General features: G+C 38.8%; 21 protein-coding genes and 1 other annotated feature. Of the genes, 14 read left to right on the forward strand and 7 right to left on the reverse strand.

The window, feature by feature from the left end:
* Window positions 1-7 precede the first annotated feature (7 nt).
* On the forward strand, window positions 8-475 hold the full coding sequence (locus O3643_RS00970) for an 8-oxo-dGTP diphosphatase (RefSeq protein WP_371499196.1): 468 nt from the start codon (window positions 8-10) through the stop codon (window positions 473-475).
* On the opposite strand, the gene O3643_RS00975 is transcribed toward O3643_RS00970, so the two are convergent.
* Window positions 472-987, reverse strand: coding sequence for a transcription repressor NadR (locus O3643_RS00975; RefSeq protein ID WP_371499198.1), 516 nt, complete (start codon window positions 985-987; stop codon window positions 472-474). The genes O3643_RS00970 and O3643_RS00975 overlap by 4 nt on opposite strands.
* 18 nt (window positions 988-1,005) lie before the next feature.
* A complete protein-coding gene (locus O3643_RS00980) occupies window positions 1,006-1,533 on the reverse strand; it encodes an ECF transporter S component (protein ID WP_371499200.1) in 528 nt (175 codons plus the stop codon).
* 645 nt (window positions 1,534-2,178) lie between these two features.
* Window positions 2,179-2,314 (forward strand) — a sequence feature (ribosomal protein L10 leader region).
* A gap of 38 nt (window positions 2,315-2,352) precedes the next feature.
* Between O3643_RS00980 and rplJ the strand changes: the two genes are divergently transcribed.
* The 5 genes from rplJ (at window position 2,353) to O3643_RS01005 (ending at window position 7,339) form a co-directional block, all read left to right on the forward strand.
* The gene (gene rplJ, locus O3643_RS00985) at window positions 2,353-2,853 is read left to right on the forward strand and encodes a 50S ribosomal protein L10 (RefSeq protein ID WP_006152070.1); all 501 of its coding nucleotides are present in this window, start codon (window positions 2,353-2,355) and stop codon (window positions 2,851-2,853) included.
* Window positions 2,854-2,928: 75 nt separating this feature from the next.
* Complete coding sequence (rplL, locus tag O3643_RS00990; RefSeq protein WP_001196964.1) at window positions 2,929-3,297, forward strand: 50S ribosomal protein L7/L12; 369 nt, start codon at window positions 2,929-2,931, stop codon at window positions 3,295-3,297.
* Between the two features lie 588 nt (window positions 3,298-3,885).
* On the forward strand, window positions 3,886-4,803 hold the full coding sequence (glyQ, locus tag O3643_RS00995) for a glycine--tRNA ligase subunit alpha (RefSeq protein WP_371499202.1): 918 nt from the start codon (window positions 3,886-3,888) through the stop codon (window positions 4,801-4,803).
* A 212-nt stretch (window positions 4,804-5,015) separates the two neighbouring features.
* Window positions 5,016-7,052, forward strand: coding sequence for a glycine--tRNA ligase subunit beta (gene glyS / locus O3643_RS01000; protein WP_371499204.1), 2,037 nt, complete (start codon window positions 5,016-5,018; stop codon window positions 7,050-7,052).
* A 29-nt stretch (window positions 7,053-7,081) separates the two neighbouring features.
* Window positions 7,082-7,339: a DUF896 family protein gene (locus O3643_RS01005; RefSeq protein WP_000187071.1), complete on the forward strand. Its 258-nt coding sequence runs from the start codon at window positions 7,082-7,084 to the stop codon at window positions 7,337-7,339.
* 80 nt (window positions 7,340-7,419) lie between these two features.
* On the opposite strand, the gene O3643_RS01010 is transcribed toward O3643_RS01005, so the two are convergent.
* From O3643_RS01010 to O3643_RS01020, 3 genes are read right to left on the reverse strand one after another with little or no spacing between them, the layout of a single operon-like run.
* Entirely contained in the window at window positions 7,420-8,667 is a 1,248-nt protein-coding gene (locus O3643_RS01010; protein WP_004252639.1) for an NAD(P)H-dependent oxidoreductase, read from the reverse strand.
* A gap of 17 nt (window positions 8,668-8,684) precedes the next feature.
* The gene (locus O3643_RS01015) at window positions 8,685-9,290 is read right to left on the reverse strand and encodes an NADPH-dependent FMN reductase (RefSeq protein WP_004252640.1); all 606 of its coding nucleotides are present in this window, start codon (window positions 9,288-9,290) and stop codon (window positions 8,685-8,687) included.
* Window positions 9,291-9,324: 34 nt separating this feature from the next.
* Window positions 9,325-10,245 carry an FAD:protein FMN transferase gene (locus O3643_RS01020; RefSeq protein ID WP_371499207.1) on the reverse strand — a complete coding sequence of 307 codons (921 nt, stop codon included), beginning with the start codon at window positions 10,243-10,245 and terminating at the stop codon, window positions 9,325-9,327.
* Between the two features lie 318 nt (window positions 10,246-10,563).
* Between O3643_RS01020 and nox the strand changes: the two genes are divergently transcribed.
* Window positions 10,564-11,943, forward strand: coding sequence for a H2O-forming NADH oxidase (gene nox / locus O3643_RS01025; RefSeq protein ID WP_371499209.1), 1,380 nt, complete (start codon window positions 10,564-10,566; stop codon window positions 11,941-11,943).
* A 58-nt stretch (window positions 11,944-12,001) separates the two neighbouring features.
* Here the strand turns inward: nox and O3643_RS01030 are convergent, their stop codons facing one another.
* Both O3643_RS01030 and O3643_RS01035 read right to left on the reverse strand, forming a co-directional pair.
* The gene (locus O3643_RS01030) at window positions 12,002-12,862 is read right to left on the reverse strand and encodes a YitT family protein (RefSeq protein WP_371499211.1); all 861 of its coding nucleotides are present in this window, start codon (window positions 12,860-12,862) and stop codon (window positions 12,002-12,004) included.
* A gap of 62 nt (window positions 12,863-12,924) precedes the next feature.
* Window positions 12,925-14,577, reverse strand: coding sequence for an NFACT family protein (locus O3643_RS01035; RefSeq protein ID WP_371499213.1), 1,653 nt, complete (start codon window positions 14,575-14,577; stop codon window positions 12,925-12,927).
* A gap of 104 nt (window positions 14,578-14,681) precedes the next feature.
* Here O3643_RS01035 and ybeY point away from each other — a divergent pair, with 104 nt between their 5' ends.
* The 7 genes from ybeY (at window position 14,682) to secG (ending at window position 18,444) form a co-directional block, all read left to right on the forward strand.
* Window positions 14,682-15,179: an rRNA maturation RNase YbeY gene (ybeY, locus tag O3643_RS01040; protein ID WP_247912231.1), complete on the forward strand. Its 498-nt coding sequence runs from the start codon at window positions 14,682-14,684 to the stop codon at window positions 15,177-15,179.
* On the forward strand, window positions 15,160-15,555 hold the full coding sequence (locus tag O3643_RS01045) for a diacylglycerol kinase family protein (protein WP_004252647.1): 396 nt from the start codon (window positions 15,160-15,162) through the stop codon (window positions 15,553-15,555). Before ybeY ends, O3643_RS01045 begins: the two co-directional genes overlap by 20 nt.
* Window positions 15,556-15,572: 17 nt before the next feature.
* Complete coding sequence (gene era / locus O3643_RS01050; protein ID WP_371499216.1) at window positions 15,573-16,472, forward strand: GTPase Era; 900 nt, start codon at window positions 15,573-15,575, stop codon at window positions 16,470-16,472.
* 48 nt (window positions 16,473-16,520) lie between these two features.
* Window positions 16,521-17,345, forward strand: a complete 825-nt coding sequence (gene mutM, locus O3643_RS01055) for a DNA-formamidopyrimidine glycosylase (protein WP_371499218.1) — start codon at window positions 16,521-16,523, stop codon at window positions 17,343-17,345.
* Entirely contained in the window at window positions 17,345-17,938 is a 594-nt protein-coding gene (coaE, locus tag O3643_RS01060) for a dephospho-CoA kinase (protein WP_371499220.1), read from the forward strand. Before mutM ends, coaE begins: the two co-directional genes overlap by 1 nt.
* A gap of 83 nt (window positions 17,939-18,021) precedes the next feature.
* On the forward strand, window positions 18,022-18,171 hold the full coding sequence (gene rpmG / locus O3643_RS01065) for a 50S ribosomal protein L33 (RefSeq protein ID WP_007519517.1): 150 nt from the start codon (window positions 18,022-18,024) through the stop codon (window positions 18,169-18,171).
* 39 nt (window positions 18,172-18,210) lie between these two features.
* Entirely contained in the window at window positions 18,211-18,444 is a 234-nt protein-coding gene (secG, locus tag O3643_RS01070; protein ID WP_000282517.1) for a preprotein translocase subunit SecG, read from the forward strand.
* Window positions 18,445-18,450 lie beyond the last annotated feature (6 nt).

Below are 18,450 nucleotides of genomic sequence, written 5' to 3' on the forward strand. Positions count from 1 at the left end.
GAGTCCTATGTCTCGAGCACAATTAACCATTCTTACCAATATTTGTATGATTGAAGATTTAGAAAAGCAGCGCGTGGTTATGCAGTATCGATCACCCGAAAGCAACCATTGGTCTGGCTATGCCTTTCCAGGAGGACATGTCGAAGACGGAGAGGCTTTTGCAGAGTCAGTTATTCGCGAAATATACGAGGAAACAGGTCTGACGATTCAAAATCCTCAACTTGTCGGCATTAAAAATTGGCCCTTAGATACAGGTGAGCGTTATATTGTCTTTTGTTACAAGGCGACTGAGTTTACTGGTGCTCTACAATCATCTGAAGAAGGAGAAGTGTCCTGGGTACAAAAATACCAGATTCCAAATTTGGATCTGGCTTATGATATGTTACCTTTGATGGAGATGATGGAAGCTCCAGATAAGTCTGAATTTTTCTACCGTCACCGTACAGAGGACGGGTGGGAAAAGAAAATCTTTTAATCTTTTACTAAATAACCAAGCTGGTCCAAGGCCTTCTCAATATAGAGGAGGTCTTGTTCGTTTTCAGCTTCGATTAGGTGATAATGGACGCCATCTGTTAATTCAGAAAGTGGTCTAAAGTCAGACCGTTCAACTTGCTCTAAAAAATGCTGAACGTCACGGCGACAAGAGAGTTTGAGCAAGGTTTCAATTTCTCCGTAGACAGGATGATCAATTAAGGTATTCTGAACACGTCCCCCATTATCGACGATAGCTAGAAGTTCTTGACCGATTTCTTCCATCTCGTGCTTTACTTTAAACAGCTTGTGAACATACGGATTGGTTTTGCTTTCTTTATAAATATAGCCACGATTGGTTGATAAGATAGGAGCACCGTCTGCACGAAGAACTGCAATGTCCTGAACGATAATCTGGCGAGTGACATGAAAATGTTCTGCTAAGCTTTTTCCGTTTTGAGGTTTTTGAGCTTCTTTTAAGAGTTGTAGAAGTGCTTCTTTTCGATTTTTTGTCATATTCTTCTTTCTTAACGCTTAACGGCGTTTTTTCAATGCTTTATAAACAGCTAATGCTAAGTAATAGTCTACCATACTATGAATAATTGTACCAATACCAACCAGTACAAATAAGACATAAAACATATTTTCTACATTGGTTCCAGTTCCTGCATAAAAGATAATACAAGCAAAAACTTCTGCGATGGCATGAACCAAACCTAGTATAAAGTTAAAAATCAAAGAAGATTTTGGATTATCTAAGGTTTGAGGATGTTTTTGCAAATAGAAGGCTCCCAAAGTGCCGAAAAAGATATGGGAGAAAGCTCGAAGTACAATGACAATTGGATAACCAGCCATGAGGAATCCTAGGCTAGAAGCTATAATGACAAAGATTGCCATCCAAGGAGAAAGGAACATAGCAATAAAGATTGCAATGTGGCTTCCTAGAGTGTAAGAAGCGGGCGGAATAACAATCTTGAAGGGCATCACCAAGGGAATCAAAATAGCGATAGCGGTTAGCAATGCGGTTAAAGTCATGAATTGGGTTTTCTTTTGTGTATTCATAATAACTCCTTTTATATGTATATACAGTTGTATAGTACACTAAATAATATTATCCGTCAAGATAGAAATTGAATTTTGAAGGAAAAATAGTTAAAATAAAGTAAAGTATCTTAGTAAGAATAGAGAGTCAAGATGGTAGATATTCTTTATCCAATTTTTATCATTCATTACATATCTAAGCAGAAAAAATTAGGATTCCAAGTATCTAAATTTACTACATTTACAGCCTATAGTTTCTTAATGATTTCGATAATAAGAATCGCATTTGGTTCCTTAGCTCTGATTGTTTTCTCGATACCCATATTCGGTTTCCTCTATTTCAGTATCATAGGGCTCATTCTTTATCACATTAGCATTATTTATGGCGTAATCCTACTTTTCTTGTCATTAACTTTTTTCTTAGATAATCAAAAATCTAATCAGGATATTCAAACCATGGAAAATACTCCATTCATATTTCATGTGTTAATGTTGATCTTTCATGCGCTCTTAATCTATAATACCTTGGTACCGATCTTTTCTATTTACTGATAAAATTTTCTTCTCTAAATCGCAGTAAAAAAATGGCAGTAAAAATGAGAAATAAAAAATTCAAATTTTTTTAAAAAATACTTGCTTTGATAGAATTCTTGTGATATACTTATAAACGGTTTGAAAAAACTGCCTAAGACAGTAGGGGAGCAAGACTCATAAATATCCTACCGAGGACAAAACGTATCATGTAAAAAGAAGCGTATTGTACTTTCGTGTCTAGGTTTGGGCGCGTTTTTCTTTTGGAAAAATTCCCCAAGCAAAATAATTACGGAGGTGAACACACTAATGAGTGAAGCAATTATTGCTAAGAAAGCGGAACTAGTTGACGTAGTAGCTGAGAAAATGAAAGCTGCTGCATCAATCGTCGTTGTAGACGCTCGTGGTTTGACAGTTGAACAAGATACAGTTCTTCGTCGTGAGCTTCGTGGAAGCGAAGTTGAGTATAAAGTTATCAAAAACTCAATCTTGCGTCGTGCAGCTGAAAAAGCTGGTCTTGAAGATCTTGCATCTGTTTTTGTTGGACCATCTGCAGTAGCATTTTCTAACGAAGATGTTATCGCACCAGCGAAAATCTTGAACGACTTTTCTAAAAACGCTGAAGCACTTGAAATCAAAGGTGGTGCAATCGAAGGCGCTGTCGCATCAAAAGAAGAGATCGTTGCTCTTGCAACTCTTCCAAGTCGCGAAGGACTTCTTTCTATGCTCCTTTCTGTACTTCAAGCGCCAGTGCGCAACGTTGCTCTTGCAGTCAAAGCGGTTGCAGACAACAAAGAAGACGCAGCTTAATCATAAGCTACGCATCGTAGCCTAGCTACAAAAAAATAACAAAATTAAATTTAAACTTATTTGGAGGAAATAACAATGGCATTGAACATTGAAAACATTATTGCTGAAATTAAAGAAGCTTCAATCCTTGAATTGAACGACCTTGTAAAAGCTATCGAAGAAGAATTTGGTGTAACTGCAGCTGCTCCTGTAGCTGTTGCTGCAGCTGGTGCTGCTGACGCTGGTGCTGCTAAAGACTCATTTGACGTTGAATTGACAGCTGCTGGTGACAAAAAAGTTGGCGTTATCAAAGTTGTACGTGAAATCACTGGTCTTGGACTTAAAGAAGCTAAAGAACTTGTTGATGGTGCACCAGGTGTTATCAAAGAAGGCGTTCCAACTGCAGAAGCTGAAGAAATCAAAGCTAAATTGGAAGAAGCTGGAGCTTCAGTTACTCTTAAATAATAGAGCGACTACATTTGTAGCTTAAAAACATGATTAAACCGCTATTCTTAGGAGTAGCGGTTTTTCTTTTTGTTCAAAAAGGGGCATGAAAGGGGATGACGTTAGATTAGTATTTCTATTTTAGGTGAATTATTGGAGATTCCTTATGAAATAATTTTACTTTTTAATTGCATTTTGTTATAATAGACGCAAGAAAGAATATCTTATCGGTAAATCCTAAGCGAGCCTGAGATAGTGAGAGTCAGGTGATTGAGAGATAGGTGTGGCACTTTTGGTTTTTTAATAAAGATAATGAAGTAATAAATTAGGGTGGAACCGCGTTTTTAACGCCCCTAGGTCACTTGACTTAGGAGCAAAGATACGGTTTTTTTTGTTTTCTGAGTTGAGCGCAAAAAAAATATAAAGGAGTAAAATATGTCCAATAAACTAACCTTTCACTGCGTGAGTGGCAGATACCTCCTTACAGTCGGACTGCCCCACGCTCAGCACTAAGGTACCTGAGCTAGACGCAGTACTAACTCGTCTTGCCTCGTATAATCGACGAGGCAGACTCGTGTCGCAAGAAATTATAGAAAAAAGGAGAAAACAATGTCTAAAAAATTGACTTTCCAGGAAATCATCCTTACTTTGCAACAATACTGGAATGACCAGGGTTGTATGCTTATGCAGGCTTATGATAACGAAAAAGGTGCGGGAACCATGAGTCCTTATACTTTCCTTCGTGCCATTGGTCCTGAGCCATGGAATGCAGCTTATGTAGAGCCATCACGTCGTCCTGCTGACGGTCGTTACGGAGAAAACCCAAATCGTCTCTACCAACACCACCAATTCCAAGTGGTTATGAAGCCATCTCCATCAAATATCCAAGAGCTCTACCTAGAGTCTTTGGAAAAATTGGGCATCAACCCATTGGAACACGATATTCGTTTCGTTGAAGACAACTGGGAAAACCCATCAACTGGTTCAGCTGGTCTTGGATGGGAAGTGTGGCTTGATGGTATGGAAATCACTCAGTTCACTTACTTCCAACAAGTCGGTGGTTTAGCAACTGGTCCTGTTACTGCTGAGGTTACCTACGGATTGGAACGCTTAGCTTCCTATATCCAGGAAGTAGATTCTGTTTATGATATCGAATGGGCTCCAGGTGTTAAATACGGAGAAATCTTCCTTCAACCAGAATATGAGCATTCAAAATACAGCTTTGAAGTTTCTGACCAAGACATGCTTCTTGAGAACTTTGAAAAATTTGAAAAAGAAGCTGGACGTGCCTTGGAAGAAGGCTTGGTTCACCCTGCCTATGACTATGTTCTCAAATGTTCACATACCTTTAACCTGCTTGATGCGCGCGGTGCCGTATCTGTAACTGAGCGCGCAGGCTATATCGCTCGTATCCGTAACTTGGCCCGTGTCGTAGCTAAAACCTTCGTCGCAGAACGTAAGAAACTTGGCTACCCACTTCTTGACGAAGCCACACGCGCGAAACTCCTAGCAGAAGAGGAAGAATAGACAGAATTACAGGAATAAATGACTGAAAGTCGACCGTAGGTCGCTAAATAAAACAAGACCGCTGTAGTGAAAGTCGGATAAGAAGTTTCTTATCCGACTGGGGAACTGACGAGACTTAAGGCTTGACAGTTAGCAATGAAACCGAAGGTTTGCTTGCGTCCCCCACTACTAAAGGTCTTGTTGAAGAACATTAATTGTGTAAAGGAAAAAACATGACAAAAAACTTATTAGTAGAACTAGGACTCGAAGAGTTACCAGCCTACGTAGTAACTCCAAGTGAAAAACAACTCGGCGAAAAAATGGCAGCCTTCTTGGATGACAACCGCCTTTCATATGAAGGGATTCAAACATTTTCAACTCCACGTCGTTTAGCTGTTCGTGTACTTGGTTTAGCAGACCAACAAACAGATTTGACTGAAGATTTTAAAGGACCTTCTAAGAAAATTGCTTTAGATGCAGAAGGAAATTTTTCTAAAGCTGCACAAGGTTTTGTCCGTGGAAAAGGCTTGACTGTAGATGACATTGAATTCCGTGAAATCAAAGGTGAAGAATATGTCTACGTAACAAAACATGAAGCTGGAAAACCAGCAGAAGAAGTTCTGACTGGAATTCCAGAAGTCTTGGCTAGCTTAAGTTTCCCTGTTAGCATGCGTTGGGCAAACAATACCTTTGAATACATCCGTCCAGTCCACACTTTGACAGTGCTTTTGGATGATGAAGCTCTTGAACTAGATTTCTTAGATATTCATTCAGGCAGAGTCAGCCGCGGACACCGTTTCCTTGGTCATGAAGTAGAAATTCGTCATGCTGATAGTTACGAAGAAGACTTACGCAAAGTCTATGTCATTGCTGATAGTATTGAACGTGAAAATATGATTCGTGAACAAATCAAGGAAATTGAAACAGAACAAGGCGTTCAAGTACAGATTGATGAAGGACTTTTAAACGAAGTCTTAAACTTGGTCGAATATCCAACCGCTTTTATGGGTAATTTTGATCCTAAATACCTAGAAGTTCCAGAAGAAGTTTTGGTTACTTCAATGGAAACTCATCAACGTTATTTTGTTGTCCGTGATCTTGATGGAAACCTAAGACCAAACTTCATTTCAGTTCGTAACGGAAATGCTGAACACTTGGAAAATGTCATTCGAGGAAATGAGAAAGTTTTGGTTGCTCGTTTGGAAGACGGAGAATTCTTCTGGCGTGAAGACCAAAAACTCAAGATTGAAGATTTAGTTGCTAAACTTTCACACGTTACCTTCCATGAAAAGATTGGTTCACTTCGTGAACACATGATTCGTACAGGGCAAATTGCTATCCTGCTAGCAGAAAAAGCTGGTCTATCAGTTGATGAATCTATTGATCTTGCTCGTGCTGCAGCCATTTATAAATTTGACCTCTTAACTGGTATGGTTAGTGAATTTGATGAGCTTCAAGGGATCATGGGTGAGAAGTATGCACTTCTTGCAGGTGAAAATGCTGCAGTGGCGCAAGCTATTCGAGAGCACTACCTTCCTGATTCAGCAGACGGGGCTCTTCCTGAATCTAAAGTTGGAGCAATACTTGCACTAGCCGATAAATTAGATACTCTCTTATCTTTCTTCTCTGTTGGTTTGATTCCATCTGGTTCTAACGACCCTTATGCCCTTCGTCGTGCAACACAAGGGATTGTTCGAATCTTAGAAGACTTTGGATGGAATATTCCGATGGACGAGTTGATTGCCAGTCTTTATGCTTTATCGTTTGATAGTTTAACTTACGATAACCAAGAAGAAGTGCTTAACTTCATCAAAGCTCGTGTTGATAAGATGATGGGTTCTACAGCAAAAGATATTAAAGAAGCTGTTCTCGCAAGTTCAAATTTTGTTGTTTCTGATATGATTGAAGTAGCAGAAGCTCTTTCAGAAGCTGCGAAAACTGAAGATTACAAATCATCAGTTGAGTCATTATCTCGTGCCTTTAACCTAGCAGAAAAGGCAGAAGGTTCAGTCAAAGTTGATTCAAGTCTCTTTGAAAATGAGCAGGAAAAAGAACTAGCTCAAGCGGTAGATAACCTAGAATTGAAAGGTTCAGCAAGCGATAAATTAACACAACTATTTGCTCTTAGTCCAGTTATTGATGCGTTCTTTGACAATACTATGGTTATGGCAGAGGATATTGATGTTAAGAATAATCGTTTGGCTATTCTAGCTGCACTTGTCAATAAAGCAAAAACAGTGGCTGCTTTTAACCTTCTTAATACAAAATAGTAATTGAAAAATAGATTGGAGGTCCAAATATGACACCAGAAAAAATCGCTCGTATTAATGAACTTGCTAAAAAGAAAAAAACAGAAGGCTTGACTGCGGAAGAAAAAGTAGAACAAGCCAAACTTCGTGAGGAATATATCGAAGGCTATCGTCGTTCAGTACGTCATCACATTGAAGGAATCAAAATCGTCGATGAAGATGGTAATGATGTGACTCCTGAAAAGCTTCGTCAAGTGCAACGAGAAAAAGGTTTACACGGCCGTAGTCTTGATGATCCGAATTCATAAATAAAAAAATTCTCGGTTTGTGTGTGAACCGAGATTTTTTTATTGAAAAAAGGAACCGAGTGGTTCCTTTAGGTTATTTTTTAGTTACTTGCACCAGAAGTAGCATCAGCAGCTCCGTGGCCACCATCACCATGTCCTCCAGCGTCAGATGCACCAGAAGTAGCATCGGCATCTCCGTGACCTCCTGCAGCAGGAGCAAAAGGTCCGCTACCGCCTACCAAACGTTGACCAGTTTCTTTCAAGTACCAGTCAAGCCATGGTTGGAAGTTAAAGACAATTTCATTGATACCAGCATATGATCCATCAGGATAGTACATAGCTTGGTAGTTGTGAGTATTGATAACACCTGCAGGTGAACCAGGAACAATTGTACGTACGTATTCTTGGTTGCCATTGCGAAGCGTACCAATAACCCACTCAACGTTTTTCATACGTGCAGGTGGAAGTGATCCGTGAACTGTTGACATACGGCTACCAGATTGAGGTGGTACACGTTTCGCAAACATTGTTTCTGGATCTTGGTGAGCGTTGTTGTAGTATAGGAATTGGTTGTTGTCATCAGCATATGTCAACTCAAAAGGCATAGCTTTCAAGAACATATCGATTTGGTTAACTGTAAGGATACCATGGTCAAGTTTAACGTATGTATCACCTGAAACAGCACCTGTAATTTCTGCAACTTTTTCTACCCATTCTGGATCATCAGGGTCAACTTCTGTAATAGTTGTGGCAATTGGTTTTCCACAATCCAAGTCTTCTGGTTCAATTGGTTTTGGTTTTTTCAAATTAGATACGACTCCTACGTATTTGACAAAGTTATCTAAGCAAGTTTCAAGGAATTTAACAGTTCCTTCGTTAATAATATTTCCTTTTGCATCAAAAGCTTCTTTGGCTTTTCCAAGAAGGAACTCATTACCTGGTAATGTGTAGGCATTTACTCCTGGTGCATCAAGAATTTTACGAAGGTGAACTTGAGCACGTGATGTTCCTTGATCGTAGTATGAAGCACCCACAATCATAACTGGTTTGTTTTCAAATGGATGAACTTCGTATGAAAGCCATTCAAGGACTGACTTAAGTGAAGCAGAAATAGTGTGGTTGTGCTCTGGAGTAGCAATAATCACACCATCAGCTCGAGTAATTTTGTTGTAAAGAAGGCGTAACTGGAAGCTCTCGTCCCATTTTTCGTCTTGGTTAAACATTGGAACTTCATCGATTTCCAAAACTTCTAGTTCAAATTTAAATTTAAACTGACGGCGGATGAACTCCAAGAGTTTGCGGTTATATGATTGATCGTAGTTTGATCCAACAAGTCCAACAAATTTCATTCTTTCGATCTCCTATCTTACAAATTTTCCCAATCAAAATCTTCAGCATCTTTGCGAAGAAGCTCTTGTGCATTACGCAATTTCTCAGTAACTTTAACAAAGATACGGAAGTCATCAAAGATGGCATCCAATTTCTTGATGACATCAAGATCTACCAAGTCACCATTTTGATCAAATGCTTGAAGAGAATGTGAAAGCAAGAATTCATCTGGGAGAACATTTGCTTTGATTTCAGGAGCATTAAGAATTTGACGAAGTTGCAATTGAGCACGTGATGAACCGAGTGTACCATATGAAGCACCAGTAATCATGACAGGTTTGTTCAAAAGCGGGAATACACCATATGAAATCCAAGCAAGAGCGCTCATAAGAACAGCTGGGATTGAGTGGTCGTATTCTGGAGTACCGATAATAACTCCATCAGCAGCTTCGATTTTAGCAGCGATTTCCGTAGCTTCAGCTGGGATTTGTTTGTCAGCTGGTTTGTTAAATACAGGCAGATCTTTAATTTCTACCAATTCGATTTCTGCTTTGTCAGCAAAGTGTTTCTGCATATATTGAAGCAGTTGGCGGTTTGTGGAACGTTTTGAGTTAGTTCCTACAATAGCAATAAGTTTAAGCATGGGCTTTCCTTTCTCTTTTTGCATTATTAATGATTTATCGTTGGATACCAGATGAACAAGCTAGGCGTCCATCTTTGTCAATGAGGATGGCTTCGATACCATCAATATTTTCGACTTGCCACATAATAGAGGCGCTACGTTCGCCAAATAATCGTGTGGTCCATATCTCGCCGTCAACAGAGCGGTCAGATATAATGGTTAAACTAGCTAAATCCGTTTCAATAGGATAGCCTGTTTCACTATCGAAAATGTGGTGGTAATCCTTGCCATTGATTTCAAGATGCCGTTCATAAATCCCAGATGTAACCACTGATTTTCCAGTAATGGATAAGGTCATCAGGTGATTACCGCGTGGATTACTTGGATCTTGAATGCCGATTTGCCACGGACGTCCATCTTTTGATTGGTTGTTCCCAATTGTGAGGATGTTTCCTCCAAGATTGATAAGAGCAGAAGTGACGCCGTTTTCTTTTAAGAAAGCTGCAACCTTATCTGCACTGTACCCCTTTGCTAAACACCCTAAGTCAATTTTCATTCTCTTTTTTTCTAGGAAAACCGTAGAATTGACTGAATCGAGTTTAATAAAATGAGGGTCTATTAGTGGTAAAGCTTGAGTAATTTCTTCAGAGCTTGCAACCTTTGCATCGGAAAAACCAATACGCCAGGTTTGAACCAAAGGCCCTATACTAATATTGAGATGACTTTTAGGCGCTAGACTGTGTTCTAGACCTAATGAAATCAGTTCAAACAAATCAGGGTGGACTTTAACTGGGGCAATACCTGCCTGATAGTTAATTTCCATTAATTCAGATTCAGTACTGTTAGCATTGAAGCGGAATTCAAGTTCCTTGAGCAAATCAAAAGCTTGACGGAGAAGATTATCGGCTTGTTCATGTACTAAGGAAATAGTAATCGTAGTTCCCATTAATCGCTCAGATGATGAACTAAGAGACAAAGAATCAACTCCCTTCGAATCATTGGGAAATAGCTACAAATCTTGAATTAATAAGAAATTTAAAATTTATAATCTATTTCCATATAAATAGAATATCATAAAGTCAGCGTTTTCACAAATCATTTTTTACAAAAAGTCAAGAAATATGCTTAAAAAAATAAAAACAGCTCCAAATCAATGAGGACTCTTTGAAAACAAATTGATATATCTTTCAAAAACTTTCTTAAATAACATCAAACGGGTTAAAAGTCTTGAAAACGTTCACAGATAATGGTATACTTGAGAGGTAAATAAAAAAATAAAGGTAGGATTTATCTTATGAGTAAAATCGTAGTCGTGGGTGCTAACCACGCTGGAACTGCATGTATCAACACAATGTTGGATAACTTTGGAAACGAAAACGAAATCGTTGTATTTGACCAAAACTCAAACATTTCATTCCTTGGATGCGGAATGGCACTTTGGATTGGTGAACAAATTGATGGACCTGAAGGTTTGTTCTACTCTGACAAAGAAAAATTGGAAGCGAAAGGTGCTAAAGTTTACATGAACTCACCAGTTCTTTCAATTGACTACGACAACAAAGTTGTAACTGCAGAAGTAGAAGGTAAAGAACACAAAGAATCTTATGATAAATTGATTTTTGCTACTGGTTCAACTCCAATCTTGCCACCAATCGAAGGCGTTGAAATCGTTAAAGGTAACCGTGAGTTCAAAGCAACTCTTGAAAACGTACAATTTGTTAAGTTGTACCAAAACGCAGAAGAAGTTATCGAAAAACTTGCTGACAAGAGCAAACACCTTGAGCGTATCGCTGTTGTAGGTGGTGGTTACATCGGTGTTGAGCTTGCTGAAGCTTTCGAACGTCTTGGAAAAGAAGTTGTACTTGTTGATATCGTTGACACTGTATTGAACGGATACTATGACAAAGACTTCACACAAATGATGGCTAAAAACTTGGAAGACCACAACATCCGTTTGGCACTTGGTCAAACTGTTAAAGCTATCGAAGGTGAAGGAAAAGTTGAACGCTTGATCACTGACAAAGAAACATTTGATGTGGATATGGTTGTTCTTGCAGTTGGTTTCCGTCCAAACACTGCACTTGCTGATGGTAAGATCGAACTCTTCCGTAACGGTGCTTTCCTTGTTGACAAGAAACAAGAAACATCTATCCCAGGTGTATATGCTGTTGGTGACTGTGCGACTGTTTATGACAACGCTCGTAAAGACACTAGCTACATCGCTCTTGCATCAAACGCTGTTCGTACTGGTATCGTAGGTGCTTACAATGCTTGTGGACATGAGCTTGAAGGAATCGGTGTTCAAGGATCAAACGGTATCTCAATCTATGGTCTTCACATGGTTTCAACTGGTTTGACACTTGAAAAAGCAAAAGCTGCAGGTTACAATGCAACTGAAACTGGATTTAACGACCTTCAAAAACCAGAATTTATGAAGCATGACAACTATGAAGTAGCTATCAAGATCGTCTTTGATAAAGATAGCCGTGAAATCCTTGGTGCTCAAATGGTATCTCGTGATTCAGCAATTAGCATGGGAATTCACATGTTCTCACTTGCAATTCAAGAACACGTTACAATTGACAAATTAGCATTGACAGACCTATTCTTCTTGCCACACTTCAATAAACCATACAACTACATCACAATGGCTGCACTTACAGCAGAAAAATAATTGATGATATGACAAAAAAAGTAACTTCAACTATTGAAGTTACTTTTTTATTTTAAGGTTAAGAAACCTCGTCTCTTGCTGGGAAAGTAAACCCTTCTCCAAGGATTTCGTGAGCTTCCGTGATAGTGATAAAGGCCATCGGATCAACTGTATGAATCATTTCTTTCATCTTCACGATTTCATTTCTTGCGACAATACAGTAAATAATCTTTAAGTCCTTTTGGCTATAGTAGCCTTGTCCTGAGATAAAGGTAACACCACGACCGAGTTCTTCGTTAATTTTCTCGGCTAATTCCATCGGTTTTTGAGTGATAATCATAAATCCTTTTCCAGCATATCCACCCTCACCGATTAAGTCAATAACTCTTGAAACGATGAAGTCAAATAAGAGAGTATAGGTTACAAGACGTAGGTCTTGGAAGATGATTAAAATCAGCATCAGAATCAGAAAATCAAGTCCAAAAAGCAATTTTCCAACAGAGATATTGGTGTATTTATTAAGGATACGAGCGATGATATCAGTACCACCAGTTGTTCCACCCGCGTTGAAAATAACACCGAGTCCAACACCTAGGAGGACACCAGCTACTAAAGCAACCACAACGAGATCTCCTTCAAGGTTAAACTGGAGAGGAATTTTTTCAAAGATAGCTAACCAGACGGAAACGGCAATGGTTCCAAGTAGACTGGAGTATAGTGATCTTAGTCCAAATATTTTCCAAGCTAGTAGGAAGAGAGGGATATTAATTAAGATATTCATCAGCGAAATAGGGATATTAAAGAGATAGTAGGTAATCAAGGTTATCCCTGTTGCTCCACCTTCGAACAAGTGATGTGGAACAACAAAATAAGTAAGTCCGAAGGCGAAGATAGCAGCTCCGAATATAATAGTTATAGTTGGTTTAATATGCCGTAGCATTGAGCTCCCCTCCTATTTTTGTGTAAAAGTGAAGTAATAATATTATTAAAATAAGACTGATATTACAACTTCATGGATTCAATTTTCTCGGAATCAGGTGTAACACGAAGAGTTTTTTGACCGGTATAGGTAACAAAACCAGGTTTTCCACCAGTCGGTTTATTGAGTTTTTTAACCTCAATCATATCAACTTGAACGAGATTAGAAAGACGTCCTTTCGAATAGTAGGCTGCGAGTTCTGCAGCATCCGTCTTGACTTCGTCAGAAGGATTGAGGTTTCCTGAGATGACCACGTGGCTTCCTGGGATATCCTTAGCATGGAACCAAAGTTCCTCTTTGCGTGCAATCTTAAAGGTTAATTCCTCATTTTGAAGATTGTTTCGTCCAACGAGAATAATGGTTTTACCATCGCTAGCCAGATATTTCTCTGGCTTTTTACGCTTTTGAATTTTTTCGCGTTGGCGTCTTCTAATAAAACCAGTTTGAATTAATTCTTCACGAATTTCAGCAATTTCATCTAGCCCAGCTTGGTTGAGGACTGTTTCGACGCTTTCCAGATAGAGTATAGTAGCCTTTGTTTCTTCGATTAATTCAGTCAGATATTTAACAGCCTCTTTTAACTTCTGATAACGTTTGAAGTATTTTTGAGCATTTTGATTTGGTGTTAAAGCTTTATCGAGAGAAATCGTGATAGGCTGATTGGTGTAATAATTGTCTAAGACGACTTGGTCTTGGTCATTTGGAACTTGATGAAGAAAAGTCGTTAGTAACTCGCCTTTTTGACGAAATTCCTCAGCGTTTTCAGTAGCCTGAAGTTCTTTTTCTTGTTTCTTCAGTTTTTGACGATTTTTTTGTAGTTCATTTTCAACACGACGAATGAGTTCACTAGCCTGTTGTTTGACGCGATCACGTTCTGCCTTATCTTTGTAAAAAACATCAAGAAGTTGAGATAAGCTTGAAAAATGTCCTTCAATTTTAGTTGAAAAAGGGACACAAGAAAAAGATTTATCAGTTAAGCATGGGTTGGTTTCTTGCTTAAAAAAGTCACGAAAATTGGAAAGTCTATCATCAGTTAATAAATTCCCTAATTCAATTGCCGTATCACGGCCTAAACCTTGAAAGAGACTTTGAAGGTTTTTAGCTGTCAATTCCTGTGTTTGTAGGATTTCAAAAAGTTTTTCATCCTTAATGGTAAAAGGATTGAGGGCCTCAGTACTTGGTGGGGCTATGTAAGTTGCACCGGGTAGGAGTGTACGGTAACTATTTTGAGAGAAACCAATGTGCTTGATAACCTCAAGAACTTTGTTGCTAGACTTATCTACGAGGAGGATATTACTATGTTTACCCATAATCTCAATGATGAGGGTGGCTTGAATATCGTCCCCAATCTCATTCTTATTAGAAACAGTGATTTCAACGATTCGATCGTTTTCAATCTGCTCGATAGACTCGATAACAGCACCCTGTAAATATTTCCTTAAAACCATGATAAAGGTAGAAGGTTGAGCAGGGTTTTCAAAGGTCGTTTCTGTCAACTGGATGCGTCCAAAAACAGGATGAGCAGAAAGGAGCAGACGATGACTTTGGCGATTGCTACGGATTTGTAAGACCAATTCTTGATCAAAGGGTTGATTAATTTTTTGAATGCGACCGTTTAGTAGTTCAGCTCGCAATTCCTCAACCATGTGGTGTAAAAAAAATCCATCAAATGACATGGTTCTCTCCTTATGAATGTATTCCATAGTATTATATCAAAAAGGTAGAATAAAATCATAGAAATATGGTATAATAAAGCCAAGTAAAGAGAATCGAGAAACACATGTATATTGAAATGGTAGATGAAACTGGTCAGGTTTCTAAAGAAATTCTACAACAAACTCAAGAAATTTTAGAGTTTGCTGCCAAAAAGTTAGGAAAAGAAGACAAGGAGATGGCAGTCACTTTTGTGACCAATGAACGCAGTCATGAACTCAATTTAGAGTTTCGTGCTACTGACCGTCCAACAGATGTTATTAGCCTTGAATACAAACCTGAATTAGAGATTACCTTTGACGAAGAGGATTTGGCAGAAGATCCTGACCTAGCAGAAATGATGTCAGAATTTGATTCTTATATTGGCGAGTTATTCATTTCAATTGATAAAGCGCATGAGCAAGCTGAAGAGTACGGTCATAGTTTCGAACGTGAAATGGGCTTTTTAGCTGTGCACGGTTTTTTACACATAAACGGTTATGATCACTACACTCCGGAAGAAGAAGCGGAGATGTTCGGTTTACAAGAAGAAATTTTAACAGCCTATGGACTCACAAGACAATAAACGAAAATGGAAAAATCGTGACTTGCTCTCAAGTTTAGATTTTGCCCTGACAGGTATTTTTACTGCCATAAAAGAAGAGCGTAATATGAGAAAGCATGCAGTGACTTCTCTCTTGGTTCTACTTGCAGGCATTGTTTTTCAAGTTTCCAGAATTGAATGGCTCTTTCTCCTATTAAGCATTTTTTTAGTAATTGCTTTTGAGATTTTAAATTCTGCTATTGAGAATGTAGTGGATTTGGCTAGCCATTATCACTTCGATATGCTTGCAAAGAAGGCTAAGGACATGGCTGCAGGTGCAGTTCTTGTTGTGTCTTTATTTGCTGCAGTGACTGGACTTATCATTTTCATCCCTAGGATTTGGGATTTGCTATTTTAAACATTATAGAGGTAACTATGACATTTAAATCAGGCTTCGTAGCTATTTTAGGACGTCCCAACGTTGGGAAGTCAACTTTTTTGAATCATGTCATGGGGCAAAAAATTGCCATCATGAGTGATAAGGCGCAGACGACGCGCAACAAGATTATGGGAATCTACACCACGGATAAGGAACAAATCGTCTTTATCGATACCCCAGGGATTCACAAACCAAAGACAGCCCTTGGAGACTTCATGGTGGAGTCTGCTTACAGTACCCTTCGAGAAGTCGATACGGTTCTCTTTATGGTCCCAGCCGACGAGCCACGAGGCAAGGGTGACGATATGATCATCGAGCGTCTCAAGGCTGCTAAAGTACCAGTCATTCTCGTGGTAAACAAGATTGACAAGGTGCACCCAGACCAACTTTTGGCTCAAATCGATGATTTCCGTAATCAGATGGACTTTAAGGAAATTGTACCGATTTCAGCTCTACAAGGAAATAATGTTTCGCGTTTGATTGATATTTTGAGCGATAACTTAGAAGAAGGTTTCCAATATTTCCCGTCAGATCAAATCACCGATCACCCAGAACGTTTCCTAGTATCAGAGATGATTCGTGAAAAAGTGTTACACTTAACGCGTGAGGAAATTCCACACTCAGTTGCAGTAGTGGTTGATTCTATGAAACGAGATGAAGAGACTGACAAGGTTCATATTCGAGCAACCATTATGGTCGAGCGTGACAGCCAAAAAGGGATTATCATCGGTAAAGGCGGTGCTATGCTCAAGAAAATTGGAACCATGGCTCGTAAAGATATCGAACTCATGCTAGGAGACAAGGTCTTCCTAGAAACATGGGTTAAGGTTAAGAAAAATTGGCGCGATAAGAAATTAGATCTTGCCGATTTTGGTTACAACGAAAAAGAATATTAAGAAGAGGTGGGCAGGAGCCTGCTTCTTGTTTTTAAAGAAGGAGGAGCTATGCCTGAATTACCAGAAGTTGAGACTGTCCGACGTGGTCTGGAAAAATTGATCCTAGGGAAGAAAATTTCAAATATTGGGATTCACTATCCTAAGATGATTAAGACAGATTTAGAGCAATTTCAGAAGGAAATGCCTGGTCAAGTCATTCAAACAATGGGACGTCGTGGCAAGTATCTACTTTTCTATTTATCCGACAAAGTTTTAATCTCTCACTTGAGAATGGAAGGCAAGTATTTTTATTACCCAGACCGAGTTCCAGAACGCAAACATGCTCATGTGTTGATTCATTTTGAGGATGGCGGAACTTTAGTCTATGAGGATGTCCGTAAATTTGGTACCTTGGAACTGTTAGCACCCGAACTCTTGGATTCTTACTTTATTTCAAAAAAACTTGGTCCGGAACCGACTGAGAAGGATTTTGATTTAGGGAGTTTTAAACTTGCCTTGAAAAAATCTAAAAAACCAATCAAATCGCATCTTCTCGACCAGACTTTGGTTGCAGGGTTGGGAAATATCTATGTTGATGAAGTTCTTTGGAGAGCGAAAGTCCATCCTTCTAGAACCTCTAATAGTTTAACAGCACAAGAGGCTAGAAAAGTCCATGATGAAACGATCAATGTTTTAGGTCAGGCGGTTGAAAAGGGTGGTTCAACAATTCGCACTTATACCAATGCATTTGGAGAAGATGGCACCATGCAGGAATTCCATCAAGTATACGACAAGGCAGGTCAAGCTTGTTCGCGTTGTGAAACCATCATCGAAAAAATTCAACTAGGTGGTCGTGGAACTCACTTTTGTCCAAAATGTCAAAGGAGAAAGTGATGGGAAAAATAATCGGAATCACCGGTGGTATTGCGTCAGGTAAGTCCACTGTTACAGAATTTTTAAGACAAAAAGGGTTTCAAGTTGTAGATGCGGATGTAGTCGTTCACCAACTACAAAAACCAGATGGACGACTCTATCAGGTTTTAGTGGAGCATTTTGGGGAGAAAATCCTTATTGAAAATGGTGAACTGAATCGCCCCTTGCTTGCTAGCCTCATTTTTTCAAATCCTGAAGAGCAAGAATGGTCTAAGAGAACCCAAGGTGAGATTATTCGTGAGGAGTTAGATGCATTACGAAATCAGTTAGCTCAGACAGAAGCTCTCTTTTTCATGGATATCCCCCTACTTTTTGAGCAAGACTATGCTTCATGGTTTGACGAAACTTGGCTAGTCTATGTAAATCGTGATGTTCAATTGGAGCGATTAATGAAACGGGACCAAATTTCAAAAGAAGCAGCTGAATCCCGTTTAAACTCTCAATGGCCTTTAGAAAGAAAAATTAGTCTGTCTAGTCACAGTCTAGATAATAATGGAAATCAGGAACAGTTGATAGCTCAAGTAGTTCAGTTGCTTGATGAAATGTGTCTATAAATTAACATTGTTAGGAAGGAGAATTTTGGTATTGTTTGTTCAAATTATCTTAGATTGAAATAGTATCAAATACAAAAAATCTAGTGCGTGTAAAAATTAATCTAAAATGCTCCTCTTGTGGCAGCATGAATTATCTAACCAGTAAGAACTCCAAAACACATCCAGATAAAATTGAAGTCTTAAAGTATTGTCCCAAAGAAAGAAAAGTGACTCTACATCTTGAATCTAAGTAGAAATTATGGTAGAATAATAGGGATTTTAAGGAGTTTGATATGTATAACCTATTATTAACCATTTTATTAGTATTATCTGTTGTGATTGTGATTGCAATTTTTATGCAACCAACTAAAAATCAATCTAGCAATGTATTTGATGCCAGCTCAGGTGATTTGTTTGAACGTAGCAAAGCGCGTGGTTTTGAAGCCGTAATGCAACGTTTGACAGGAATCTTAGTCTTTTTCTGGCTAGCCATTGCCTTAGCATTGACGGTATTATCAAGTAGATAAGAAAAT

It is taken from the genome of Streptococcus sp. 20925_1_44, assembly GCF_041432435.1.
Classification (GTDB): Bacteria; Bacillota; Bacilli; order Lactobacillales; family Streptococcaceae; genus Streptococcus; species Streptococcus infantis.

Bases quoted from the DNA above. Each gene is read 5' to 3' on its own strand.
- O3643_RS01045 (WP_004252647.1), top strand. From the start codon at position 15,160: ATGGACTCACAAGACAATAAACGAAAATGGAAAAATCGTGACTTGCTC.
- O3643_RS01010 (WP_004252639.1), bottom strand. From the start codon at position 8,667: ATGAAATTTGTTGGACTTGTTGGATCAAACTACGATCAATCATATAAC.
- O3643_RS00980 (WP_371499200.1), bottom strand. From the start codon at position 1,533: ATGAATACACAAAAGAAAACCCAATTCATGACTTTAACCGCATTGCTA.
- ybeY (WP_247912231.1), top strand. From the start codon at position 14,682: ATGTATATTGAAATGGTAGATGAAACTGGTCAGGTTTCTAAAGAAATT.
- glyS (WP_371499204.1), top strand. From the start codon at position 5,016: ATGACAAAAAACTTATTAGTAGAACTAGGACTCGAAGAGTTACCAGCC.
- O3643_RS00970 (WP_371499196.1), top strand. From the start codon at position 8: ATGTCTCGAGCACAATTAACCATTCTTACCAATATTTGTATGATTGAA.
- mutM (WP_371499218.1), top strand. From the start codon at position 16,521: ATGCCTGAATTACCAGAAGTTGAGACTGTCCGACGTGGTCTGGAAAAA.
- secG (WP_000282517.1), top strand. From the start codon at position 18,211: ATGTATAACCTATTATTAACCATTTTATTAGTATTATCTGTTGTGATT.
- O3643_RS01015 (WP_004252640.1), bottom strand. From the start codon at position 9,290: ATGCTTAAACTTATTGCTATTGTAGGAACTAACTCAAAACGTTCCACA.
- O3643_RS00975 (WP_371499198.1), bottom strand. From the start codon at position 987: ATGACAAAAAATCGAAAAGAAGCACTTCTACAACTCTTAAAAGAAGCT.
- O3643_RS01005 (WP_000187071.1), top strand. From the start codon at position 7,082: ATGACACCAGAAAAAATCGCTCGTATTAATGAACTTGCTAAAAAGAAA.
- era (WP_371499216.1), top strand. From the start codon at position 15,573: ATGACATTTAAATCAGGCTTCGTAGCTATTTTAGGACGTCCCAACGTT.
- coaE (WP_371499220.1), top strand. From the start codon at position 17,345: ATGGGAAAAATAATCGGAATCACCGGTGGTATTGCGTCAGGTAAGTCC.
- nox (WP_371499209.1), top strand. From the start codon at position 10,564: ATGAGTAAAATCGTAGTCGTGGGTGCTAACCACGCTGGAACTGCATGT.
- rplJ (WP_006152070.1), top strand. From the start codon at position 2,353: ATGAGTGAAGCAATTATTGCTAAGAAAGCGGAACTAGTTGACGTAGTA.
- O3643_RS01035 (WP_371499213.1), bottom strand. From the start codon at position 14,577: ATGTCATTTGATGGATTTTTTTTACACCACATGGTTGAGGAATTGCGA.
- glyQ (WP_371499202.1), top strand. From the start codon at position 3,886: ATGTCTAAAAAATTGACTTTCCAGGAAATCATCCTTACTTTGCAACAA.
- rplL (WP_001196964.1), top strand. From the start codon at position 2,929: ATGGCATTGAACATTGAAAACATTATTGCTGAAATTAAAGAAGCTTCA.
- O3643_RS01030 (WP_371499211.1), bottom strand. From the start codon at position 12,862: ATGCTACGGCATATTAAACCAACTATAACTATTATATTCGGAGCTGCT.